Genomic DNA, 21,684 nt, shown 5'->3' with positions numbered 1-21,684 from the left:
AATTCAGATTTCCCAATTGCTATAAGACAAGTATGGTGAGTTTTGTAACATCAAGCGAAAAGTTGATTCCTACCGTGAATCAGCAACGTCAAAAATTCTTCTTCTCAGTCCTCTTTCAGAGGACTTTCGCTATGAGACAGGGATTTCAATCCCTGGCGGACTACCGGGTGGGCGGGCGGACTACCGGGTGGGCGGGCTGACAGCTTAAGTTGACACCAACGGCCCAAGAGCCCGGAACGGGCAAGATGCCCGTTCCACAAAGAATGAGTTTTCTTGTGGGGAGTAGGGGTTTGGCCGGAAAGCCCACCCATAAAAAAGTTTATCGCCCGCTAGCTAAAGCCTCCCGCAATTTGCGGCCCCGCGATTTATCGCGAAGTTCGGGAGTCGCCATCCGCAACACAAAATCCAGCAACCAAGGCGCAATTCGGTGACACCAAACTGCTAGATGACTTTGCCATCCTACCAAGATTTCCGGCGCATCTTTCTGCAATCCCGCGACAAGTGCTAGGGCAACTTTTTCGGGAGTTGTGGGCACTACCCACCGGAATTGTTCCAAGTCTCGCACCATGTCAGTATCTGTTAGGGAGGGCAGCAAAGCTGTGACTCGAACATTGTACTGAGTTAACTCGCTACGCAAAGCTTGCGTGAATCCCAAAATAGCAAATTTGGTAGCAGAATAAGTCGCCATTGTCGGAGCGGCAATTTTGCCCATTAAGCTCGAAACATTGACGATTGTTCCCTCTTTTTGAGTCGCCATTCGCCGAGCTATCAAGCGGGTAATTGTATAGGTTCCGAGCAAATTTAAGGCGATTTCTTCCTCGATTAATGGCAGCGGAGAACGCAAGAATGATGCTTGGTGGGCGACGCCTGCACAGTTGACTAGCAGGTGAATCGGGCCGCAATCTCGCCAAGCTTGGGCGATCGCAATATTCACCGCTACTGACTGAGTTAAATCCAAAGCTAACGGCACTACTTCTGTGCCCAAAACATCGATTTCCTCTGCCAGTTCAATTAATTGCTTGCGGTTGCGCGCCACAATCAACAAGCGTTTGACTCCTTGTCTCGCTAATGCCAGGGCGATCGATCGCCCAATTCCGCGCGAAGCTCCTGTAACAAGAGCTGTTTTTCCTTGAAGTTGCATAGATTAAACCTTTTGGTAGATGCTCACTGCGGCACGGAGTTATGAGTTGTGAGTTGTGAATTATTAGCTATGAGTTGGATGTTTTGGCGGTAACAACTCATAATTCATAATTTTGGGAAAGGCTATCTTGTTCCGATAGACCTCATTTACTTGTGGGGTTAACTCAAAACCAAAAACTGTTGAATCGCTAACGTGCGCGTGAGTTGAACTAAACTTTGGGTTTGCCAGAAATCAGTCAAATATCTGGTCATTTAACCTCATTCAAGCAGACAAACCTGAGATGGGCAAACCTAGTCGATAATCATGTCAAAGCGGGCTTTATTACCGCTTTTTCTTCAGTCTGCAGAGGCGGACTTTGCCTGTGTAGCCGCGAATTTATTCGCCGGGTATTGGTTTCCTTCAGTCTGCAGAGGCGAACTTGGCCTGTGTAGCCGCGAATTCATTCGCCGGGAATATTCGCCGGGATTAGTTATTCGCCAGGGCTTAATTACCCTTCTTTTTTTAGTCCGCAGAGGCAGACGAGATCCTGTGCAACCGCGACTTACAATCGCCGGGGATTGGTGCGAATTGGCACAGGATAATTGAGCAATGTAGATTGTCAATTCCACACCTCCTAGATATGAGAATTTCCTATCTACACACACCTTAACAACTCGAGGTTAAAGCGGCAACAATTTTTAATAAATCTTCCGCAACACTTCTTTACAATTTTCTCATACGGCCGATTTCCAAGTGCCGTGAAAGCCCAAAGGTATGACACCGGGCAATTCTAGCTGACAAATAGGAGCGCGATCAAGCCCTTCGCTGTCAAATATACAGACTTCGCTGCTGTCAGAATTGCCGTCATAAATAACTGTTACTATCCAACCTTTCTCCGACGAAATATCTGGAACGTAGATGGGCTCTGTGGGATAGCGATTTTCGCCCAAGTCGGCAATTGTGAGATTCCGGGTTTGCGTGTCCAAACGGGCGATCGCACCATAACGTTCCGGTACAATATCAACGTCAGGCCGATACATTGCCAGATAAATATATCGTGAGTCTTGGCCTACTTCGTCCGCAGGTACGATTGGAAATTCGCAAGGTTGATCCAGCAATTCTTCGGCTGCTGTCACTTTGCCAGTTTGAGGATTGAGATGCACCCGCCACAGGGAACCCTCCGCATCGGTGCGAGTTTCACCCGCCGCTACTTCTTTCAGCCGCTGATTAGTTTGAAAGTCAGCGAAGCGCACAAAATCTACAGCCACCGAACCATCTTCCTTGACAAAACCGTTAGCAAAATGCCACTGAAACCAAGAATCGGTTTCGCCGCGACTAACTAAAGACAGAGTTTCCGAGTCAACAACTAATATCTGCGTTCCTAACTCGGGTTTCCATTCAAAAGACTCGCTGTAACTGCTAATTCCAGCTAAAACCGGTAAAGGTTTTAGTCGCATCGGTGGCACAAAAAATATGAGATACTTCCCTGCAAAAACAAAATCGTGGATCATCGGAATTCCATCTAAAGCAACTGTTGCTTTTTGGAATATTTTGCCTGTACTATCGCTTTTATAGAGATTCAACTTTGTACTAGCACCCTGTGTAATTCCAAAGTTAAAAATGTTCCCAGTAATCGGGTCGCGCTTGCAGTGAGCTGAATAAGAAGATCCGCTCTCTAAACTTCCTAAATCGTCCGTTCCCTGAGTTTCCAAGGTTTGCAAATCGAGGCTGTGAGGCAAGCCGCCTTCCCACAAAGCTAAAAGGCGATCGGGCAAAGCTAAAACAGAAGTATTGGCAGCATTTTTAACAGATTTAGTCCACCGCAACCACGCCGGGCCCGGTGCTGTCATGCCATAATTACTGTAGAGAAATTTATCAGCTTTTTCCTCAGCTTGATATCCCGCTGTCTTCACGTAGCGATAGACAGCCGCAGCACCGACATCGGTAAAATGTACTGCCAAAATTGCACCATCGCCATCAAACCAGTGTCCCGTATTCATGCCACCGCGTTGGAAACGTGCGGGCCCGTTACGGTAGAGAGTGCCGCGCAATCCTCCGGGAATTTTACCGCTTTTAACGGATAACTGAGTCAGCGGAAACTCAGCAGCAGGACGGGCTAAAGCTTTAGCCCAGGATTTTATAGCTGAGATTTTAGTGTCGGTTTTCATTTTAAACTCGCAATTTTAAACTGATATGGCAGAGATTTTGCTATACAATCATAGCAAAAATTACCTGACAGCTATGACTCTCCGCCGCCGCGCTCTGCTCACAACTTTTGGGCTGACTGCTATTGGTACTCAGCTTTTGCCGCTCGCCCAAACCAACCTATCTCCCAAAAGTGCGATCGTTAAGCCGCGCCGCCTGCAAATCGGCGACACAGTAGCTTTAATCAATCCTGCTGCTTTCAGCTACAAAAAAGAAATTGAGGATTTTTTTAAAGTTATCGAAAAGCTGGGATTAAAAGTTAAATTGGGAGAGCATTTTTACGACCGCTACGGCTATTTAGCAGGCAAGGATGCCGATCGCGCCGCCGATGTCAACGCAGCCTTTGCCGATGACTCAGTGCGAGCTATTTTTACCGGGATGGGCGGCTGGGGCTGTAGTCGGATATTGCCACTCCTGGATTACAATATTATCCGCAACAATCCCAAAATTATTATGGGATTCAGCGATATTACTGCGCTGTTATTGGCGATTTATGCTAAAACTAATAGAGTTACTTTTCACGGCCCTTTAGGTGCGTCAACTTGGAGCCCCTTTACAGTAAATTACGTCAAAAAAGTTTTGTTTGAAGGAGGTTCTGTGACGATGCAAAACTCCCAAAGCGTGCAAGTTCAAACAATCGGGCGGGGCACAGCTAGGGGAAAACTAATCGGCGGCAATTTATCAGTAATCGCAGCAATGGTGGGTTCTGCATATTTACCGCCGTGGGAAAACAGTATTTTGTTTGTTGAGGAAGTTGGTGAAGAAGTTTATCGCATTGATAGAATGTTGACGCAGCTCAAATTAGCGGGAATTCTAGATAAAATATCCGGTTTTATTTTTGGACAGTGTACGAAGTGCGAAGCGGAAAAACCCCAAGAGTCTCTAACCTTAGCTCAAGTCTTGTCCGATCACATTCGCCCTTTGAAGATTCCCGCGTGGTATGGTTCAATGGTGGGACACATCCGGGAACAGTTCACTTTGCCGATCGGCCAAGAAGTCGAAATCGACGCTGACTCTGGTACAATTAAATTGTTAGAATCCGCTGTCAGCTAAATCTTAAACTATTCTCGATATTCCCTCGGCTCTTCCTCCGGTTCTGCATGACCGCGCAGAGCCTGGTAATGAAAAAATTAAACATACAATTAGGACGATCGTGAAAAACCGACAATTCATCAAACCGCTAGCAGCAATTATCTTAGCAATAATTTGCCTGTTGCCGCTCGATGCCTGTGCAGCACCAAGTAAAAGCGCAAATGGCGACCCAATTTATCAGCAGCGAACCGTCCACAATCCCGACGGCATCGGCAAATTTTACATGGGTCGAGAAATTGCTCAAGTCATGGGATATCAAGGCGCTGGTTGGCTGGAAAGACCGTCTCGCGGCATGGAAGAAAAATCAGCTCGATTAGTCAACAATCTCGATTTAAAACCAACTGATATTGTAGCAGACATTGGAGCGGGAACGGGATATTTTAGCTTTCGCATCGCTCCCTTAGTTCCACAAGGAAAGGTTTTAGCAGTTGACGTGCAGCCGGAAATGATTAATTTTATTAAATTGAATAAACAAGAAAAAAATATTGCTAACCTTGAGCCAGTTTTGGGAAGTATCGACAATCCGAATTTGCCGGAAAACAGCGTAGATTTAGTTGTGATGGTCGATGCTTATCACGAATTTGCATATCCCAGAGAAATGATGCAAGGAATTGTGAAAGCACTCAAACCGGGAGGCCGCACAGTATCGATCGAGTATCGAGGCGAAAACCCGCTGATTCCCATTAAAGGTTTGCACAAAATGACGCAGAAGCAGGTGAAAAAAGAAATGGCAGCCGTCGGTTTAGTATGGAAAGAGACAAAAGATATGTTACCTCAACAGCATTTGATGGTGTTTGAGAAAAAATCTCAAATTTAGCAGCCAAACAGAGCGATTGTTTACCATTTTTACTCATTTTTGTCAAGGTACAAAAGACGTACTTTTGAGGTGATCGGGCGATCGGTCAAACATACTAAGCCTTAAGTAACCCTTAAGAGAGACATTTTACTAAAAATACCATTTACAATTAAAAATTGATAACCCAGAGGCGCTTCCTTCATTTTTCAAGCGAAGAAGTGTCGCTATTAAGAAGTACCAGCGTGAACATTCCCAGTTCCATCCTCACCATGCTCGCCGGCATCGGAGTGACTCTGATCAGTCTCTGGTACGGGCAGAATCACGGTTTGATGCCGATCGCCGCCTCTGACGAAGCATCCGACATAGACGCACTTTTCAATACAATGATGACCATTTCCACTGGACTATTTATCATGGTCCAAGGAATTCTCATCGTTGCTGCAATTAAATATCGCCGCCGTCAAGGAGACAACACAGACGGGCCGCCTTGGCATGACAACTTTCCCTTAGAAATTCTTTGGACAGCCGTGCCAGCGGTGATTATTTTAGGAATCGGAGTCTACAGTTTTGAGATTTACAACTCAATGGGAGGCCTCGATCCGATGGGCAATCATGACCACGGCACGATGCAAGCGCACTCTAAAATGCGGGGAAGTGCGATCGCAGCCACACTCTCAGATACACCGCAAAACGCCCCTCAAATTCCGTCTCCAAAACTCGTTGCTTTAGGCGTAGGCGCTTCCCCAGAAAATGAAGACAAACCAGCAGACTTAGTTGTAAATGTCACAGGTTTGCAGTACGCCTGGATATTTAGCTATCCAGAAAGCGGCGTTAGTTCTGGCGAACTGCATATGCCAGTCAACCGCGACGTACAGCTAAATATCGCAGCCCAAGACGTGCTGCACGCATTTTGGCTGCCGGAATTTCGCCTCAAACAAGATGCAATTCCTGGGCGGCCGAGCGAACTGAGATTTACACCAACTAAAACTGGCGAATACCGGGTTGTTTGTGCTGAATTGTGCGGCGCTTATCACGGAGCGATGAAAGCTTTAGCAGTCGTCCACACGCCAGAAGAATTCGACAGTTGGCTGCAAAGCCAGCAAGTTGCTAGCAGTCAAAACTTAGAGCAAGCAGTTGCAGTCAATCCAGGGGAATTGTCAGACGGTGAATTTTTGGCTCCCTACGTCAGGGAAATAAAAATTAATTCCGAAACCCTAGAACAACTTCACCCAACTCATCACTAAAAATAGTCATTAGTTCCTGGCACGGGGTCTTTGATCCTTAGCCAATAACTAATGACTAATAACTAATGACTAATAACTATGACACAAGCACAGTTCCAAGAAACTGCCAATACTGAGGCTCGCGGAACAGCGCCCGCCGATAGACATTGGCGCGACTATTTCACTTTTAATACCGACCACAAAGTCATCGGTATTCAATACCTGGTAACAACATTTATTTTCTATCTAATCGGCGGCGTGATGGCAACTTTGGTGCGAACAGAACTCGCCACCCCCGACTCCGATTTTGTCACCCCCGAACTCTACAACAGTTTATTTACGGTTCACGCGACGGTGATGATCTTCCTGTGGATCGTACCCGCCGGAGCCGGATTTGCTAACTTTTTGATCCCCTTAATGATCGGGGCAAAAGACATGGCATTTCCCCGGCTGAATGCCGTTGCCTTTTGGATGATTCCCGTAGGTGGCGTGTTGCTGTTGAGCAGTTTTTTGGTAGGAGCTCCACAGGCGGGTTGGACTTCCTATCCGCCTTTGAGCTTAGTTACTGCTCAAGCGGGGGAAGAAATTTGGATTCTCAGCGTTTTGATTCTGGGAACTTCTTCGATTTTGGGGGCGGTGAATTTTGCCATTACCATCTTCACCATGCGGGTTCCGAGCATGGGTCTCAATGATATGCCTTTGTTTTGCTGGGCGATGATTGCGACTTCAGCGCTGACTTTGATTGCTACTCCAGTGTTAGCAGCAGCTTTGATTTTGCTGTCGTTTGACTTGTTAGCGGGAACGGCATTTTTTAACCCGACCGGCAACGGCGATCCAATCGTCTACCAGCATTTATTCTGGTTTTATTCGCACCCGGCAGTTTACATTATGATTATGCCCTTTTTCGGGGTGATTTCAGAAGTTTTGCCGGTGCATTCCCGCAAGCCAATTTTTGGTTATTTGGCGATCGCATATTCTAGTCTCGCGATCAGCTTTTTGGGCTTAATCGTGTGGGCACACCATATGTTTACCAGCGGCACTCCCGGCTGGCTGCGGATGTTTTTTATGATCACCACTATGATCATCGCCGTACCAACAGGGATTAAAATATTTAGCTGGTTGGCAACTATTTGGGGAGGAAAACTCCGGCTTGTCAGCGCCATGCTATTTGGGATGGGTTTTATCTCAACATTTGTGCTCGGCGGCATCACCGGGATCATGGTAGCTTCCGTACCTTTCGACATTCACGTTCACGACACTTATTTTGTCGTCGCTCACCTACACTACGTGCTGTTTGGCGGCTCGGTGTTTGGAATTTACGCTGCTTTTTACCACTGGTTCCCCAAAATGACGGGGCGGATGATTAATGAATTTTGGGGTAGAGTTCACTTTGTTTTAACTTATGTTGGCTTTACTGTAACTTTCTTGCCGATGCACGCTTTGGGGATGCAAGGAATGCCTCGGCGCGTAGCAATGTACGACCCGAAATTTACCACAATTAATGTCATTTGTACTGTCGGTGCTTATATGCTGGCAGTGTCTACAATCCCGTTTATCATTAATGTGATTTGGAGCTGGAGGTATGGCCCGAAAGCAGGTGACAATCCTTGGCAAGCTTTGAGTTTGGAATGGATGACGACTTCGCCACCCCCCATCGAAAATTTTGAAGGAGTGCCGGTATTGGCAACAGGGCCTTACGATTACGGCATGGAAAAAATTCAGAATACAGGGGAACGTCTCAGGCTCAAGCTGAGGGAAAATGCCACTCGCAACGCCCAGAAAACAGGTATTCCTATTGCTGAGGCTCAAGCTTCAACTTTCTTTGGCGGTACTGCAACTTTGGTCGCTCCTGAATCAGAGATAGATGTTGATTCTCCTGCTGATGAAAGCCAAGATGGCGAATAGTTATTAGTTATTAGTCATCAGTCATCAGTCAAAAGTCATTAGTCATGAGTTATTAGTTATTGCTCGTCGCAATATTGAGAACTTGGGATTAATGACTTTTGACAGCAACAGCACACCTGCAATGTAGGGATAAATTTTTTCCCCTCTTCCCTCTTCCTTCTTCCTTCAAACTCCCTTTACCAACTAGCAATTTCTTATGCAAATTCCAGCGATCGATCCGGCAAAAACAGCCCTGAATTACCACCACGAGGGCGAAGTAGAAGCACATGGTGTCGAGCATCCCGACCACCGAATGTTAGGTGTAATTGTGTTCCTGTGCGCTGAAGGCATGATATTTTTCGGTATGTTTGCCGCGTATTTGATTTATCGGGCGATGGCTCCCGCGTGGCCTCCTGAAGGTACCCCCGATCGCGAGTTATTGCTGCCGGGAATCAATACGGTAATTCTGATTGCTAGCAGTTTCGTGATTCACAATGCGGATACTGCAATCAAAAAAAATGATGCTGCCGGAATGCGAAATTGGTTGCTCGTAACTATTGCTATGGGCGCAGTTTTCTTGGCAGGTCAGGTTTACGAATACACTCATTTAGAGTTTGGCTTGACGACGAATTTGTATGCCAGTTGCTTTTACGTTTTGACTGCTTTTCACGGCTTGCACGTTACGTTTGGAGTGCTACTGATGGCGGGGGTGGTGTGGCGATCGCGCGCGCAAGGTCACTATTCTAGCGAGCACCACTTCGGAATCGAAGCGACTGAGATTTACTGGCACTTTGTGGATGTGATTTGGATTGTTTTGTTTCTGTTACTGTATATTTTGTGATCCCAGAGGCTTTTCAACCTCTGCCACAAGAGATTTGTATGACCCCCAACAGGGGGTTTTTTTATTGTTTGGAGAGTGCGATCGACTTTCATTCACCCTCTCCAAGCCGATCGCGCTAAACTAAAAGTAGCAATTCTCCTATCCAGCAGCATTGAGAAAATTATGCAGTGCGAATTGTGCGATCGACAAATGGAAGCATTAACCGCCCATCACCTCACCCCCAAACAAAACACCAAGCGGAAAAACGAAGATCCCAGCCCGACAATCGACATTTGCTCAGCCTGTCACCGCCAGATTCACTCTCTATTTGACAACAAACACCTCGCCCAAGAACTCAACACCCTGGAAAAGCTCAAAAATGACCCTGAACTCCAGAAATTTGTCTATTGGATTAAGAAACAAAAAACCGACAAACGCATTCAAGTACGCGGCAAAAAAGCTTGATCGCAGGGCCACAACTCATATATATAGTCCTGGACGCAGTTACTGTCTGAGGCCCGGTTTATTCATAAATTTTTAGTTTCCCAACCCAAAATTTTGCAGCGCAGCCCGGTTTGTTTGCCTAAATCCTAGTATAGTGATTTACTTATTGGTAACAAGCTGCCAACTATTATCATGAACCTCACCTCCCTCGAACTCGCAAAAGACCGAGCGCGCATCTTCAAAAACTATCTCCAAATGGAAATAGATGCCAAAGCTAATATAAACAAACTAGCTTTTTTAGACCGGGGCATTGAAAAGTCCCCTTACCAACAACAAATTAAATACTATCCCGATTATCTCAAACAGAAACCCGACGGCTTAAAAGTAATTAGCTCTCTTCCCGGGCCCAATAATCCCCTCAAACTTACCGCCTTTCCCAGCCTGGGAGAACTACCTCAAATTAACCATCAAGCTTTAAATTTTCTCCACGAAGACATCAAACAAGCCTGCGTTTGCATTGGTACTTTTGTAGACGGCAAAATTCAGGCACAGTGGCTGGGCAAAAACGCACTTACCAATGCTGAGCAGTGGAGTGCGACTAAAATTATCGCACTCCTTAATATCGTCAGTCAAATAAATAGCAAATATCCTGATTGCGACATTGACAACTGCGTTGTTAGAGATGGCAACGGTCTAAGACACGATTTTTACTTTTACGATGTAGCAAAAGACATGATTAGCTATGCCTCAAATATAGCAAGTTCAAACTCCTTAGCTGCAATGTTCAAACGCTTCGATACTCGCATAGGATTAGAGCAATGGCTGAAGAGCGCTACTGGCAATAATGACCTAATTTTTCGCGGCGATTACGGCGAAATTCCTTATCTCAACAACCCCAAAATCTTCGATCTCACCAAAAAACAAGTGCTGCTAAGTGCGGCATTAAACAGTACCAAACAAAGTAATACCGTATCTGCTTATGATTTAACCAGGCTCATTTCCATGTTAGGATGGCACTTCCACATCGAACAGCGATCGCGCATGAAAGCATCTCAGTGGAACAGCTTAGAAAGCATTGTCAGAGCAATGGGACATGACAGCGCTCGATATGTAGATGTAGCAATTAAAACTTTGGGGATGGATAGCCTTATCACTTCTCCAGTAATTATCTCAAAATTGGGTTACGGGCTGAGCTCGATCAGGGGAACCCTAGAAACAGTTTATGTGGCTTTAGTGCGGTTTGTTGACGAACGGCCGAAGGCGGCGGGAAAGCCGGCAAAACTCAGAACTTTAGCCATGAGTTTGCGGGCCGAAAAACCTGTAGGCGGTTCCACCAGTGTCGATCGTTTGGCGATCGAACTCGACGCCAGATTTTGCGCCGAAGTCACAGAAATTCTTCGTCGGTTGTTTGCGGAAGAATTTTAAACGCGGGCGATCGACTACTTAGAAAGTCGGTGAAACTTGCGGTAAAGCATCCTCTCTACCGGCTTTCCTCCCCGCAAATGTTGCTCAGTTATTGCCGCAACTTCTTCAGGGCAAACACCGCTGTACCAAACCTCTTCTGGCAGCACCAACACCATCGGCCCGTTGCCGCACTGTCCCAAACAACTGCTAGCAACAACTTCAACTTCTGAGGGCGACAATTTCTGAAAAGCTGCCAGTACCTTTGCTGAATTTTGCTTACGACAAGTGCGGTTTTGGCAAACAAGAACTTGCCTAGAAGATTCTGTGATTTTCATGTTTTTTTACTTGACAATCTGCTACATCTATGATATTTTTTTATCATGGGAATAGGTATGGCCATATACGCCCAAATTTTATATATACCCAGATTTTAAGGCGCGCCGCAGCGCACCCTACGGTTAATCTGGTGACAAGCCTTTGGAAGCCAACCATTGTCGATCGAACAAACGCGACTGATATCGAGCCCCACCGTCGCAGAGTACCGTAACAATCGTATGTCCAGGCCCCATTTGCTTCGCTAAAGCCACCGCCGCCCCCACATTAATCCCCACAGAACCGCCCATAAACAGCCCTTCTTTCCTCAGCAGTTGGTAAATCACCCGCACAGCTTCAGTATCGTGAATTTGGATGGCGTCGTCTACCGGGGCATTCTCCATATTTGCAGTCACGCGAGTGGTGCCAATTCCCTCAGTAATCGAACTACCTTCAGTCTTAATTTCCCCAGTTTTGAAATAACTGTAAAGCCCGCTGCCCATCGGGTCTGCCAAGACAATTCTCACAGCAGGATTTTTTTCTTTCAAAAACATTCCTACGCCTGCAAAAGTGCCGCCAGTACCTGTAGCTGTTACCCAAGCATCAATTTTACCGTTTGTTTGTTCCCAAATTTCCGGGCCAGTTGTCTCGTAATGAGCTCGGCGATTGGCTAAATTGTCAAACTGATTTGCCCAGACTGCATTCTCCATTTCCGAAGCCAATCTTCCCGACAATTTGACATAATTATTAGGGTCTTTGTAAGGAACAGCGGGAACAGTCCGAACTTCAGCGCCCAAGGTTTTCAAAGCATCGATTTTTTCTTGAGATTGGTTATCGGGAATCACAATCAAACATTTGTAACCTTTAGCGTTGCAAATGTGTGCCAAACCGATGCCAGTATTGCCCGCAGTGCCTTCAACAACGGTGCCGCCCGGTTTCAGCAAGCCTTTTTCTTCTGCATCTTTGATGATGTATAAAGCAGCCCTATCTTTAACGGAACCGCCGGGATTGAGAAACTCTGCTTTGCCGAGAATTTCGCAGCCTGTTTCATCGCTGAAGCTGTTTAAGCGAATTAGTGGCGTGTTGCCGATTGTGCCTACAAAGCCGTTTTTAATATCCATATTTTTTGCGTGTGTGTATCCTATGATTAATTTTTACAATAAGTTGATATTTATTGCTAGCAGTTCTACCAAATCTTGCTCATATTGAGTACGAATCCGGGCAAAACGGGGTCGCCGCTGACTGTAGCCGGATTCTCCAAACATTCCTCTGGCAAACCAGGACGGTAAATATAAACTCTGCGATTTTTGCGGTCAATTAACCAGCCTAACTGCACTCCGGGTTCTCTCATATATTCTTGCATTTTTTCTTGCAATGGCTTGAGATTGTCAGAAGCAGACCTGAGTTCTACTACAAAATCAGGGCAAATAGGTGGGAATTTATCTTGCTGTTCTGGTGACAAAGTATTCCACCGTTCCAGTTTAATCCACGAGGCATCTGGAGACCTGTCACCCATTGAAAGCTTAAATCCCGTACTGGAGTCAAAACACATACCTGTTCCATCTTGGCGAGCCCAAATATACAACTCTCCAAAGACGCTACCGCTGCGATTTCCTGTTGTTCCACCAGTAGGGGGCATAATTAGCAATTCTCCCGATTTGTTGCGTTCAATGCGTAATTCACTATTGATTTGACAGAACTCGAAAAACTCGTCTTCTGTCATTTGCAATTTGGGCGGTATTCGCAACACAATTGTTGATGACAGCATTTAGCCTTTCCTCCACTTTAAATTGTTCAGACAAGATTGCACAATTTCTTTGTTTGTAGTTAGGACTTTAGTCCTAAAAAATCAGGATTAAGGACTCTAGTCCTAACTACAAGCTGGTTGAACTGGCGAATTATAGAGGTAAGGTGTGCAGTGCACACCTTACATAATTAGGTTCTGCGTCCAGGAATGTTAAACCTATTTATTCGGCTGAGGAGTCATCCGCAAATAAGGCTTAATCGGCGTATAACCTTTAGGAAATTTCTCTTCCAACTCTTTCGGGTCGGTAATCGAAGGTACGATTACGCAATCGTCGCCGTCTTTCCAATCAACCGGAGTCGCAACGCTGTATTTGTCGGTAAGTTGCAAGGAATCAATTACTCGCAAAATTTCATTGAAATTCCTACCTGTACTCGCCGGATAAGTAATGCTCAAACGCAATTTCTTTTGCGGGTCAATCACAAAAACGGTGCGGATTGTTAAGTTATTCAGCGAGTTGGGATGGATCATATCGTAAATGTCGGAGACTTTACGATCGCCATCTGCTAAAATCGGATAATTGAGGGTGACATTTTGAGTTTCCTCAATATCTTTAATCCAGCCCATGTGAGAATCCACATCATCGACGCTGAGGGCAATGGTTTTGACGCCCCGCTTTTCAAATTCAGACTTTAGACGGGCCACTGCACCGAGTTCTGTGGTGCACACTGGAGTATAGTCTTTCGGGTGGGAAAACAAGACGACCCAGCTATCCCCAGCCCAGTCGTAGAAATTGATTTCCCCTTCAGACGAAGCTTGAGTAAAGTTGGGAACTGTATCGCCTAATCGCAGAGTCATAACTGATTTCCTCTAAATTTATTTAAGGACTGCTCCTTATCATGCCATAATTGCCCGGTTTCTCGATCGAGCTGTAAAGGATTCTAAACTTTTTGGTCGCTCAATCGGCAATTCCACTACTGTAATGTATGTGTGGCTTCTAACGCTGAATTTTCTTGCTATGCTTTACTTTTTGCTTAAGGCAATACAGCCTGTTTTAGTCCCGCTGTGTTTTGTCTCCGCTTGGGGCTTAGTTTTTTTGCTGTGTTTGAGTGTCGGGCGTACAGTCACCGACTCCCTGCGCCGAGCTCAGCGGATGCACCAAATCCCTTGTGCTAACTGCGTATTTTTCACCGGCGACTACCACCTCAAGTGTCCCGTTCAGCCGACAATAGCTTTATCTGAAGATGCGATCGACTGTCCTGATTATCGAGGGCATTCGGGAATTTACGGTTAAAAAATCCGACCACCGCTTTACATATTTCTTAACATCTCTGGCTCTTTCAATTAAACTTAACTTGTGGTAAAGAGATTTTAAGGAGTGTGGAAAGAATGCTAATTCAAAAGCTAAATGCCTGCGACGAGTTTATTGCTGGCGACGGTACTCAACTGCGAGAATTGCTGCATCCAGACAAACAAGCTGTGGATTTGCGTTACAGTTTAGCCCACGCCACTTTGCCACCGGGACAAACTTCTGCGCTGCACTCCCTGACAACTTCTGAAGTTTACTACATCCTCAGCGGCGTTGGAGAAATGCACATCGACGACGAAAATCAATTTGTGGAAGCCGGAGATGCAGTTTACATTCCGCCAAACGCCAAGCAGTTTATTTACAACTGTGGCACGGAGCCGCTAATATTTATTTGTATCGTCGATCCCGCGTGGCGGAAGGAAGACGAGACAATTTTCCAATAATTTTCTAGTTTTTCTCCTTTTATGCTCGTTACCCGGCTCTGCCCGGTAACGCATATCTAGAGGCTCTGCCTCTACTGCAAAAAACATCACCAACCGAAAATCTTTTTTAACAACAACAGCACCCAGCCATATGTACCGAGTGATTTCCTCTTTTTTCAACTTCGATGCGGAGTTGCAATAATCCTCGGATTCAGTTGCATTGCTCCCCTCTAATTAGTTGAGGAAGTATCAGCTTTGTTGGTGGGTGCTGCTATTGGTTTTTGATGAGACAGATGTGAGATTAGACAGCGTTTTACTCCTTAGATTCTATTGTGAACTTCGCTGCGGTATCTAGATTTGGTATCTGTCGGAGAAGCTTTTTGTTCGCTTCATATTATTAATTTATCACCTTCTTCTAGAAGCGCAAGTACCTGCAACTAAACTTTACAGTTTTAGAAGTAACTGCGGATAATTATGAAGTTAAATTAAGGATTGAGTTTTCTAGCTGCTCAGCTAAAATAGTAGAGTTCGGCTGTGCTTGCTGCTGCGAGAAACGGCATAATATTTGTATGAAAACAACCAAACTCATCAAATTGTGCGCCTTATCGCTGAGTATCTTTCTGCTGTGCAGCAGTGTAGTGACGGCCCAAACGATGGCGAACCCTCAACCTGGGCAAACTTACACTAACCAAGAGATTCTGCAACAGTTGTTGAAGGCAAAAGTTGTGTATCTGGGAGAAACCCACGATAGCGCGGAAGATCACCAAGCTCAACTGGGGATTATCCGAGAAATGCAGCGGCAAAATCGGAAAATTGCGATCGCGATGGAAATGTTTCAGCGTCCCTTTCAAAGTGCGATCGACAATTACTTAGCAGGTAAACTGACTGAACAGCAATTAGTCGAGCAAACAGAGTACGATCGCAGATGGCGCTTTCCCTGGGAATCTTACGCCCCCATTTTGCGGTTTGCCAAAGAAAATCAACTACCTGTCCTCGCCTTAAATACACCATCCGAAGTAACGAGAAAAGTTGCCAGTCAAGGTTTAGAAAGCCTGACTGCAGAGGAAAAAAAGCACATTCCGCCAATATCCGAAATTCGCACCGACAACACCGAATATCGGCAACTGCTGCTAGAAGTTTACCAGCAACACCAAAAGGCAGAACAGGGAAATAGTACGGCTTTTGAAAGATTTTTGCAAGCCCAAGTTTTGTGGGACGAAACTATGGCGGAAAAAATAGCTGATTTTGTCAAAGCAAACCCCGACTATCAAGTTGTGGTGTTGGCGGGTAAAGGACACATTATTTACGGTTACGGCATTCCCAGTCGCGTCGAGAGGCGTTTGGGAGTCGGGAATCTCAAAGTGCGATCGGTTTTATTCAATTCCAGTGACAATCCTGCTTTGTCGGCAGATAAACCCATTGCTGACTTTGTTTGGAATCACTCGGAATAGTACAATTATACGCGGAAGCAATAATCAGGAAAAAATCAATGACAAACAGACCAAAAATACTTGCATTTGCCGGAAGTACCCGCGAAGCATCTTATAACAAACTGCTGGTAAAAGTTGCGGCGGCTGGGGCTACGGCGGCGGGTGCAGAAGTTACTTATGTAGATTTGCGCGATTTGCCGATGCCGCTATTTGACGAAGATTTGGAAGCAAAAGAGGGAATGCCAGAAAATGCCCGCAAATTGAAGGAATTGATGGTAGCGCATGACGGGTTTTTGATAGCTTCTCCTGAGTATAACAGTTCAATTACGCCTGTGCTGAAAAATGCGATCGATTGGGTATCGCGCCCAGCACCGGGTGAACCGGGATTGGTGGCATTTACTGGCAAAGTAGCGGTAATTATGAGTGCTTCCCCAGGCGGAATTGGAGGTTTGCGGGGATTGGTTCATTTGCGATCGATCCTGGGGAATATTAACGTATTGGTGCTTCCCGATCAGAAAGCAGTTCCCCAAGCTTTTGAAGCATTTAATGCTGACGGTACGATGAAAGATCCCAAACAGCAGGACTCTGTTGAAAATCTCGGTGCTAAGTTGTCTAATGTGCTGTCGAAATTAATCGCCTGAAGCAATAAATTCATTTGGCAGTAGGGACACAGCAATGTTGTGTCCCTAATCCTAGTATCTGTTATTTCGCTGGCTGCATCAAGTGCGATCGCCTCGCAAAATTGCTACGATCAGAGTTGATTGGCTGTTATTCTCACCCCCAAATTAACATGACATTCACCACATACCCAAAATCAGCACCTGCTAAAACCAGCAGCCAGGCTTGAGAATTGCACTTAGAAAATCATCCCTCTGGTGAATCCCTGAAATTGTGCTATGGAGATTAGTTCGATCGCAAACCTCATAATTTTCGGAGTTTCTTCCAAGGTTTATTCTTGTATCTTCCCACAGGCTAACTCTTCAACATAGCCAACACACCACTCATCTACTTTTTCCCACACCGCAGTAAATCTATTTACCCTTGTGCCTCTACTTGAAAACGGCTATAATTTTATTTCTCGGCTATAATATCGAGTTCAAAAATTACCACAAATTGTACCAAAACCGCATCACCCGATCGACGTAAAACAAAACCACCCGATCGCAGATTGCCAGAAATAGACAAGAGTAGGCATACTTGAGCCATCGGTCATCGGTCGGTATATTTCTTCCAAACAGCACGGCAGGCGTGGGAGACTCCTCCGTCACGCCTGCCCTGCAGTTTTATTTAATAATTGTTCGATTTCCTACGGGATGGCTTCACTCGCGCGTAAATTACCCCATTTTTTTCTTCTTCCAAGCCTCCACAAACGGCAAAAACACCGACACCAACTCCTGTCGATTCATCACCAAAGTCGGATAAGAAATCCTGCCGTAATTCTTCCCCACTTCCAGCGGAAAAATAGCCGGGGATTCCAGCGGCAACCAAACTGCACCAGCAGCCTTCACAATTACCCAACTCCCCGCAATATCCCAAATTTTGGGAGTCGCTTCCACCCCTCCCATAGCCACACCCGAAGCCACAGTCAAAAAATTGTAACTAGCCATGCCCAACATCCGAACTTTACTCGGAAGATGAGGCCCGATTCCCACACTCCGCGAACACAAATTAAAAAAATGATTGCCGCTCATTTTATCAGCAGTCGGTCGAATTTGCTGCCCGTTTAAAAAAGCACCTTGAGGCATATTGTCAAACACGCCGCCCGCAAAATCAGGTGCATAAAAACCGTAAAAAGACTGATTAATTGGCGGCAAATGCACGCAGCCAAAAACCGGGGTTCCGCGATACAACAAACCCAAAGAAATACCCCAAATCGGAATTCCCCTAGCAAAATTAGTGGTAGCATCCAAAGGATCGACAACCCAACACCATTCAGTATCGGGGAAAACGTGTTCGCCCTCCTCACTTAAAATCCCGTGACTAGGAAAAGCAGATGCGATCGCACTTCTAATCTCTGCATCCGCCCAATTATCGGATTTCGTAACCAAACTGCCGTCATCCTTTTCATCCGCTTGCGCGGAACCGAAATCTTGCAACAACTGCTGTCCGACTCTCTCGACAGTAACCCGTGCAAAACTTAAAATAGAATCCCAAAAATTAGTCATTAGTGATTGGTTATTAGTTATTGGTTATTGAATATTGGAACTAACAACTGCCACAGCCCAACTGACGACTGACACCTGCCAACTGACAAAACCTCAGTCTAATTCATTTTCAAGAATAGTGGCGATCGCACTTTTAGCATTATCCTGAAACTCCCGAACATCCACCCTACCCAACAGCCAAACAGCCAGAATCATACCCACCGCAGGTACAGCAAACACCAACCCATAAGCCAACATCGGCACCCCAAACAAATTTCTGCCCAAATCCAAAATAGCACCGCCACTAATCGTCGCCACACCCCGCGCCATCGCCTGCGACAAACCCCAAGCACCAATAAAAGTCCCAGCAGTTTCCGCAGCAGTCAAATCCAACATCAAACTCAGCGCACCAGTCGTCGTAATACCCGAAGCTAAACCAAACAACATTAAAGCCGATTTAAACACAATTGGATTTCCTGTGAATCCCGATAAAATAATCAAACCTAAACAAGTCGCCACCGACAAACAGCCCAACCTAATTGTATTTTGCTTGCCAATTCGGGGCACAATAAAAAAACCAGTAGTACCCAAACCGATCAGAGTACCAGTACCGTAAATCGCATTCAACCGCGTAGTTTCCGAAATCGACATCTTAAAAATTTCCCCGCCGTAAGGTTCCAAAACCGCATCCTGCATAAACAAACAAATTGTCATAATCAGCAGGAAAGTAAAAAACAAACCGGTTTGGCGGCTAGCAGTCAAAATCCGCAGCGCACTTCCCAGAGTAATTTTATCTTCTCGATTCACTGCGATTGATCGCGCCCCGTACCGCGAATACTTTTTCTCAACCCCAAATGTCGCAATCCCCACCAACAGCAAAACCAGCGCCGGCACCTTCACAAACAAACCATTAATCGAAGCCTGCAACACTTCCCGTGGCACATCCCCATCAATTTGCTTCAGCAAACCGCTGCTAACAATCGCCCCGATAATAATACCAACCATCAGCATCGACCACACCACACCCACCAACTTCGATCGATCCTCCTCATCGGAAACATCTACCAACAAAGCAGCAAAAGGAGTCGAACTCGAACAAATAGCAATACCGTAAAGCGCAAAAATCAAACCCAACAAACCCACCCAACCGTAAGTAGGAGTAGTCCACCCCACAGCCTCCAAACTGCTACCCAAGCGCCACATCACCTGCACCGCCAAAAAAGCAGAAATCACAAACAAAACGCTTCCTACCCACACATAACCCGTGCGGTGATGACCAAACAAAGGCTTAGCATCAGACATTTGCCCGAACCACACCCTAGCCGGGGCGACAAACTGGTGCATAGCCAGCGTACCAGCCACCACAGTAGCCGGAATCGCCAACTCTTTAATCATGACGCGATTGAGCACCCCCAGGGTCAAAATCGACATCATGCCCAATCCCATCTGAAACAAACCCAACCGGAACATAGTCAGCAGGGTAACTCTCTTGATAGCAGGAGTCGCGGAATCTGTTAATCTTGAATCTGGCAAACGGTCGATCGACATAACTACTCAAATAAACACATCATTTGCATTTATAGTAACTGAGATATCGCCACCCGCCGCCTTTCCTCCCTCGGCTAGAAGCTCGATCGCGACTATTTATAGAAAAATAATAGAGAATAAAGAATTGTGGATTTACCAACCGTGACAACCATTACCCTAGGACAAAACGGCCCAGCCGTCATTCCCCTGTGCGTCGGAACTTGGGCTTGGGGCGACAAACTATTTTGGAACTACGGCAGCAACTACGGCGCCGCCGAAGTCGAAGCAGCATTCAAAACATCCCTAGACAGCGGAGTCAACTTCTTCGACACAGCCGAAGTCTACGGTAACGGCTTGTCAGAAGAATTGCTGGGGCAGTTTATCAAAAAAACCACCCAGCCCGTGCAAATAGCCACCAAATTCGGCCCCGTACCTTGGCGGATTACAGGAAAATCTGTTTCCGAAGCCTTGAGTGCCAGCTTAAAACGCTTGCAAGTAGAACAAATAGCCCTCTACCAAGTGCACTGGCCGTTCACTTTTTTACTCAGTCAAGAAACCCTGATGAACGCCTTAGCCGATGAAGTCAAACAAGGCAGAATTCAAGCAGTAGGAGTCAGCAACTATTCAGTAGAACAGATGCGCCAAGCCCACAAAATACTAGCAGCAAGAGGCGTTCCCCTAGCAACAAATCAAGTCCGGTACTCCTTGCTGTCGCGGCAAGTAGAAAAACAAGGAATTGTGAGTGCAGCGCGCGAATTGGGCGTCACAATTTTAGCTTACAGCCCCTTAGCCCAAGGATTGCTCACCGACAAATACACAGCCCAAGAACCACCTACAGGAGCCCGCAAAATGGACTCCCGCTTCAGCAAAAGCGGCCTAGAAAAAATTGAATTAGTCATGTCTACCCTGCGAAAAATGGGCAGAAAGCGCGATCGAACGCCTGCCCAAGTTGCCCTAAACTGGTTGATATGCCAAAACGGAGTCATCCCCATTCCCGGCGCCAAAACCGCCAAACAAGCCCAAGAAAATGCAGGTGCATTAGGCTGGAATTTGAGCGAAGATGAAGTCAATCAATTAGAACTAATGACACGTCCTTGGCGAGAATAAATTTGTTAATTGTTGACTGTTGACTGTTGACTGTTGGCCGTAGGTTGGGTTTTACTTCACTCTACCCAGCCTACAGTTCACTTTCTTCTCCCCTCTTCCTTATTCCCTCTTCCCTCTTCCCTCTTCCTTCTTCCTTCTTCCTTCTTCCTTCAATTATTATGAAAATCTTAACTGACTGGGGCTTCACGCGCGAAGGCTGGCGCAATAACAGCCGCGGCGAATATTTAGTTTTGCTTCAAGGAGGATTGCTCACAGGATTTGTAATCTTACCAGTTTATCAACTGCCCGGATTAAAAATTCAATCAACCCACTTACTTTATATTATCTGGTTTATGGCCAGTATTCTAGGCTTAACCGGATTAATTTTCATCATCAAAGGATTGATAGACTTAGGAAAAAACCTCACACCTTTACCGTATCCCAGAGACGACGGAGAATTAGTCCAAACAGGCATTTACGGAATAGTGCGGCATCCATTATACAGCGGCTTAATTTTAGCAGCCCTCGGCTGGACACTTTTTCAAATGAGCATATCCCACTTAATAGCCAGCGCACTATTAATAATACTTTTCGAGATCAAAGCCAACCGAGAAGAAACCTGGTTAACCAAAAAATATCCAGACTATTCAGAGTACCGCCAGCGAGTAAAAAAACTAATTCCCGGAATTTATTAACAGTTCGATCTAAAAACCTCGCTGTCA

General features: G+C 45.8%; 22 protein-coding genes. 13 read left to right on the top strand and 9 right to left on the bottom strand.

Going from position 1 to position 21,684, the window contains the following annotated elements:
• Positions 1–319 precede the first annotated feature (319 nt).
• Together QUA24_RS06340 and QUA24_RS06335 are read right to left on the bottom strand one after the other, a co-directional pair.
• Positions 320–1,141: an SDR family NAD(P)-dependent oxidoreductase gene (locus tag QUA24_RS06340; RefSeq protein ID WP_333228126.1), complete on the bottom strand. Its 822-nt coding sequence runs from the start codon at positions 1,139–1,141 to the stop codon at positions 320–322.
• Between the two features lie 713 nt (positions 1,142–1,854).
• Positions 1,855–3,288 carry a carotenoid oxygenase family protein gene (locus QUA24_RS06335; protein ID WP_333228124.1) on the bottom strand — a complete coding sequence of 478 codons (1,434 nt, stop codon included), beginning with the start codon at positions 3,286–3,288 and terminating at the stop codon, positions 1,855–1,857.
• A 73-nt stretch (positions 3,289–3,361) separates the two neighbouring features.
• Between QUA24_RS06335 and QUA24_RS06330 the strand changes: the two genes are divergently transcribed.
• The 7 genes from QUA24_RS06330 to QUA24_RS06300 all read left to right on the top strand — a co-directional run bounded on the left by QUA24_RS06330 (position 3,362) and on the right by QUA24_RS06300 (position 11,009).
• The gene (locus tag QUA24_RS06330; RefSeq protein ID WP_333228217.1) at positions 3,362–4,378 is read left to right on the top strand and encodes an LD-carboxypeptidase; all 1,017 of its coding nucleotides are present in this window, start codon (positions 3,362–3,364) and stop codon (positions 4,376–4,378) included.
• 97 nt (positions 4,379–4,475) lie between these two features.
• Entirely contained in the window at positions 4,476–5,234 is a 759-nt protein-coding gene (locus tag QUA24_RS06325; RefSeq protein WP_333228215.1) for a class I SAM-dependent methyltransferase, read from the top strand.
• 221 nt (positions 5,235–5,455) lie between these two features.
• Positions 5,456–6,457, top strand: coding sequence for a cytochrome c oxidase subunit II (locus QUA24_RS06320; RefSeq protein ID WP_333228122.1), 1,002 nt, complete (start codon positions 5,456–5,458; stop codon positions 6,455–6,457).
• 78 nt (positions 6,458–6,535) lie between these two features.
• The gene (gene ctaD, locus QUA24_RS06315; protein WP_333228120.1) at positions 6,536–8,341 is read left to right on the top strand and encodes a cytochrome c oxidase subunit I; all 1,806 of its coding nucleotides are present in this window, start codon (positions 6,536–6,538) and stop codon (positions 8,339–8,341) included.
• Positions 8,342–8,537: 196 nt separating this feature from the next.
• Positions 8,538–9,161, top strand: a complete 624-nt coding sequence (locus QUA24_RS06310) for a heme-copper oxidase subunit III (RefSeq protein WP_333228118.1) — start codon at positions 8,538–8,540, stop codon at positions 9,159–9,161.
• 75 nt (positions 9,162–9,236) lie between these two features.
• Positions 9,237–9,605, top strand: a complete 369-nt coding sequence (locus tag QUA24_RS06305; RefSeq protein WP_333228116.1) for a hypothetical protein — start codon at positions 9,237–9,239, stop codon at positions 9,603–9,605.
• A 171-nt stretch (positions 9,606–9,776) separates the two neighbouring features.
• Entirely contained in the window at positions 9,777–11,009 is a 1,233-nt protein-coding gene (locus QUA24_RS06300; protein WP_333228114.1) for a hypothetical protein, read from the top strand.
• Positions 11,010–11,023: 14 nt separating this feature from the next.
• On the opposite strand, the gene QUA24_RS06295 is transcribed toward QUA24_RS06300, so the two are convergent.
• From QUA24_RS06295 to QUA24_RS06280, 4 genes are all read right to left on the bottom strand, one after another.
• The gene (locus QUA24_RS06295) at positions 11,024–11,323 is read right to left on the bottom strand and encodes a (2Fe-2S) ferredoxin domain-containing protein (RefSeq protein WP_333228112.1); all 300 of its coding nucleotides are present in this window, start codon (positions 11,321–11,323) and stop codon (positions 11,024–11,026) included.
• A 123-nt stretch (positions 11,324–11,446) separates the two neighbouring features.
• A complete protein-coding gene (locus QUA24_RS06290) occupies positions 11,447–12,421 on the bottom strand; it encodes a cysteine synthase A (RefSeq protein WP_333228110.1) in 975 nt (324 codons plus the stop codon).
• Positions 12,422–12,486: 65 nt separating this feature from the next.
• A complete protein-coding gene (locus QUA24_RS06285) occupies positions 12,487–13,068 on the bottom strand; it encodes a Uma2 family endonuclease (protein ID WP_333206102.1) in 582 nt (193 codons plus the stop codon).
• 195 nt (positions 13,069–13,263) lie between these two features.
• On the bottom strand, positions 13,264–13,902 hold the full coding sequence (locus QUA24_RS06280; protein WP_190661218.1) for a peroxiredoxin: 639 nt from the start codon (positions 13,900–13,902) through the stop codon (positions 13,264–13,266).
• Positions 13,903–14,062: 160 nt separating this feature from the next.
• Between QUA24_RS06280 and QUA24_RS06275 the strand changes: the two genes are divergently transcribed.
• The 4 genes from QUA24_RS06275 (at position 14,063) to QUA24_RS06260 (ending at position 16,846) form a co-directional block, all read left to right on the top strand.
• Positions 14,063–14,338 (top strand): hypothetical protein, encoded by a 276-nt coding sequence (locus QUA24_RS06275; protein WP_006632617.1) that lies wholly within the window; start codon positions 14,063–14,065, stop codon positions 14,336–14,338.
• Positions 14,339–14,433: 95 nt separating this feature from the next.
• Positions 14,434–14,796 (top strand): cupin domain-containing protein, encoded by a 363-nt coding sequence (locus QUA24_RS06270; protein ID WP_006632614.1) that lies wholly within the window; start codon positions 14,434–14,436, stop codon positions 14,794–14,796.
• A gap of 548 nt (positions 14,797–15,344) precedes the next feature.
• On the top strand, positions 15,345–16,226 hold the full coding sequence (locus tag QUA24_RS06265; RefSeq protein ID WP_333228107.1) for a ChaN family lipoprotein: 882 nt from the start codon (positions 15,345–15,347) through the stop codon (positions 16,224–16,226).
• 38 nt (positions 16,227–16,264) lie between these two features.
• Positions 16,265–16,846, top strand: a complete 582-nt coding sequence (locus QUA24_RS06260; protein WP_333228105.1) for an NAD(P)H-dependent oxidoreductase — start codon at positions 16,265–16,267, stop codon at positions 16,844–16,846.
• A gap of 462 nt (positions 16,847–17,308) precedes the next feature.
• Here QUA24_RS06260 and QUA24_RS06255 read toward each other — a convergent pair whose 3' ends face one another.
• The 3 genes from QUA24_RS06255 to QUA24_RS06245 form a co-directional block, all read right to left on the bottom strand.
• A complete protein-coding gene (locus QUA24_RS06255) occupies positions 17,309–17,473 on the bottom strand; it encodes a hypothetical protein (protein WP_333228103.1) in 165 nt (54 codons plus the stop codon).
• Positions 17,474–17,539: 66 nt separating this feature from the next.
• A complete protein-coding gene (locus QUA24_RS06250) occupies positions 17,540–18,370 on the bottom strand; it encodes an inositol monophosphatase family protein (protein WP_333228101.1) in 831 nt (276 codons plus the stop codon).
• Positions 18,371–18,463: 93 nt separating this feature from the next.
• Positions 18,464–19,897 (bottom strand): BCD family MFS transporter, encoded by a 1,434-nt coding sequence (locus QUA24_RS06245; RefSeq protein ID WP_333228099.1) that lies wholly within the window; start codon positions 19,895–19,897, stop codon positions 18,464–18,466.
• A gap of 141 nt (positions 19,898–20,038) precedes the next feature.
• Here QUA24_RS06245 and QUA24_RS06240 point away from each other — a divergent pair, with 141 nt between their 5' ends.
• The gene (locus QUA24_RS06240; RefSeq protein ID WP_333228213.1) at positions 20,039–20,983 is read left to right on the top strand and encodes an aldo/keto reductase; all 945 of its coding nucleotides are present in this window, start codon (positions 20,039–20,041) and stop codon (positions 20,981–20,983) included.
• A gap of 158 nt (positions 20,984–21,141) precedes the next feature.
• On the top strand, positions 21,142–21,657 hold the full coding sequence (locus QUA24_RS06235; protein ID WP_333228097.1) for an isoprenylcysteine carboxylmethyltransferase family protein: 516 nt from the start codon (positions 21,142–21,144) through the stop codon (positions 21,655–21,657).
• The last annotated feature ends 27 nt before the right edge of the window (positions 21,658–21,684 follow it).

The organism is Microcoleus sp. Pol12B5 (genome assembly GCF_036701335.1).
Taxonomy (GTDB): Bacteria; Cyanobacteriota; Cyanobacteriia; order Cyanobacteriales; family Microcoleaceae; genus Microcoleus.
Note: the sequence above shows the minus strand (reverse complement) of the source record. Positions and strands in the feature narration are given on the sequence as shown.

Bases quoted from the DNA above. Each gene is read 5' to 3' on its own strand.
- QUA24_RS06290 (WP_333228110.1), bottom strand. From the start codon at position 12,421: ATGGATATTAAAAACGGCTTTGTAGGCACAATCGGCAACACGCCACTA.
- QUA24_RS06300 (WP_333228114.1), top strand. From the start codon at position 9,777: ATGAACCTCACCTCCCTCGAACTCGCAAAAGACCGAGCGCGCATCTTC.
- ctaD (WP_333228120.1), top strand. From the start codon at position 6,536: ATGACACAAGCACAGTTCCAAGAAACTGCCAATACTGAGGCTCGCGGA.
- QUA24_RS06270 (WP_006632614.1), top strand. From the start codon at position 14,434: ATGCTAATTCAAAAGCTAAATGCCTGCGACGAGTTTATTGCTGGCGAC.
- QUA24_RS06335 (WP_333228124.1), bottom strand. From the start codon at position 3,288: ATGAAAACCGACACTAAAATCTCAGCTATAAAATCCTGGGCTAAAGCT.
- QUA24_RS06310 (WP_333228118.1), top strand. From the start codon at position 8,538: ATGCAAATTCCAGCGATCGATCCGGCAAAAACAGCCCTGAATTACCAC.
- QUA24_RS06280 (WP_190661218.1), bottom strand. From the start codon at position 13,902: ATGACTCTGCGATTAGGCGATACAGTTCCCAACTTTACTCAAGCTTCG.
- QUA24_RS06245 (WP_333228099.1), bottom strand. From the start codon at position 19,897: ATGTCGATCGACCGTTTGCCAGATTCAAGATTAACAGATTCCGCGACT.
- QUA24_RS06295 (WP_333228112.1), bottom strand. From the start codon at position 11,323: ATGAAAATCACAGAATCTTCTAGGCAAGTTCTTGTTTGCCAAAACCGC.
- QUA24_RS06250 (WP_333228101.1), bottom strand. From the start codon at position 18,370: ATGACTAATTTTTGGGATTCTATTTTAAGTTTTGCACGGGTTACTGTC.
- QUA24_RS06265 (WP_333228107.1), top strand. From the start codon at position 15,345: ATGAAAACAACCAAACTCATCAAATTGTGCGCCTTATCGCTGAGTATC.
- QUA24_RS06285 (WP_333206102.1), bottom strand. From the start codon at position 13,068: ATGCTGTCATCAACAATTGTGTTGCGAATACCGCCCAAATTGCAAATG.
- QUA24_RS06340 (WP_333228126.1), bottom strand. From the start codon at position 1,141: ATGCAACTTCAAGGAAAAACAGCTCTTGTTACAGGAGCTTCGCGCGGA.
- QUA24_RS06260 (WP_333228105.1), top strand. From the start codon at position 16,265: ATGACAAACAGACCAAAAATACTTGCATTTGCCGGAAGTACCCGCGAA.
- QUA24_RS06330 (WP_333228217.1), top strand. From the start codon at position 3,362: ATGACTCTCCGCCGCCGCGCTCTGCTCACAACTTTTGGGCTGACTGCT.
- QUA24_RS06235 (WP_333228097.1), top strand. From the start codon at position 21,142: ATGAAAATCTTAACTGACTGGGGCTTCACGCGCGAAGGCTGGCGCAAT.
- QUA24_RS06275 (WP_006632617.1), top strand. From the start codon at position 14,063: ATGCTTTACTTTTTGCTTAAGGCAATACAGCCTGTTTTAGTCCCGCTG.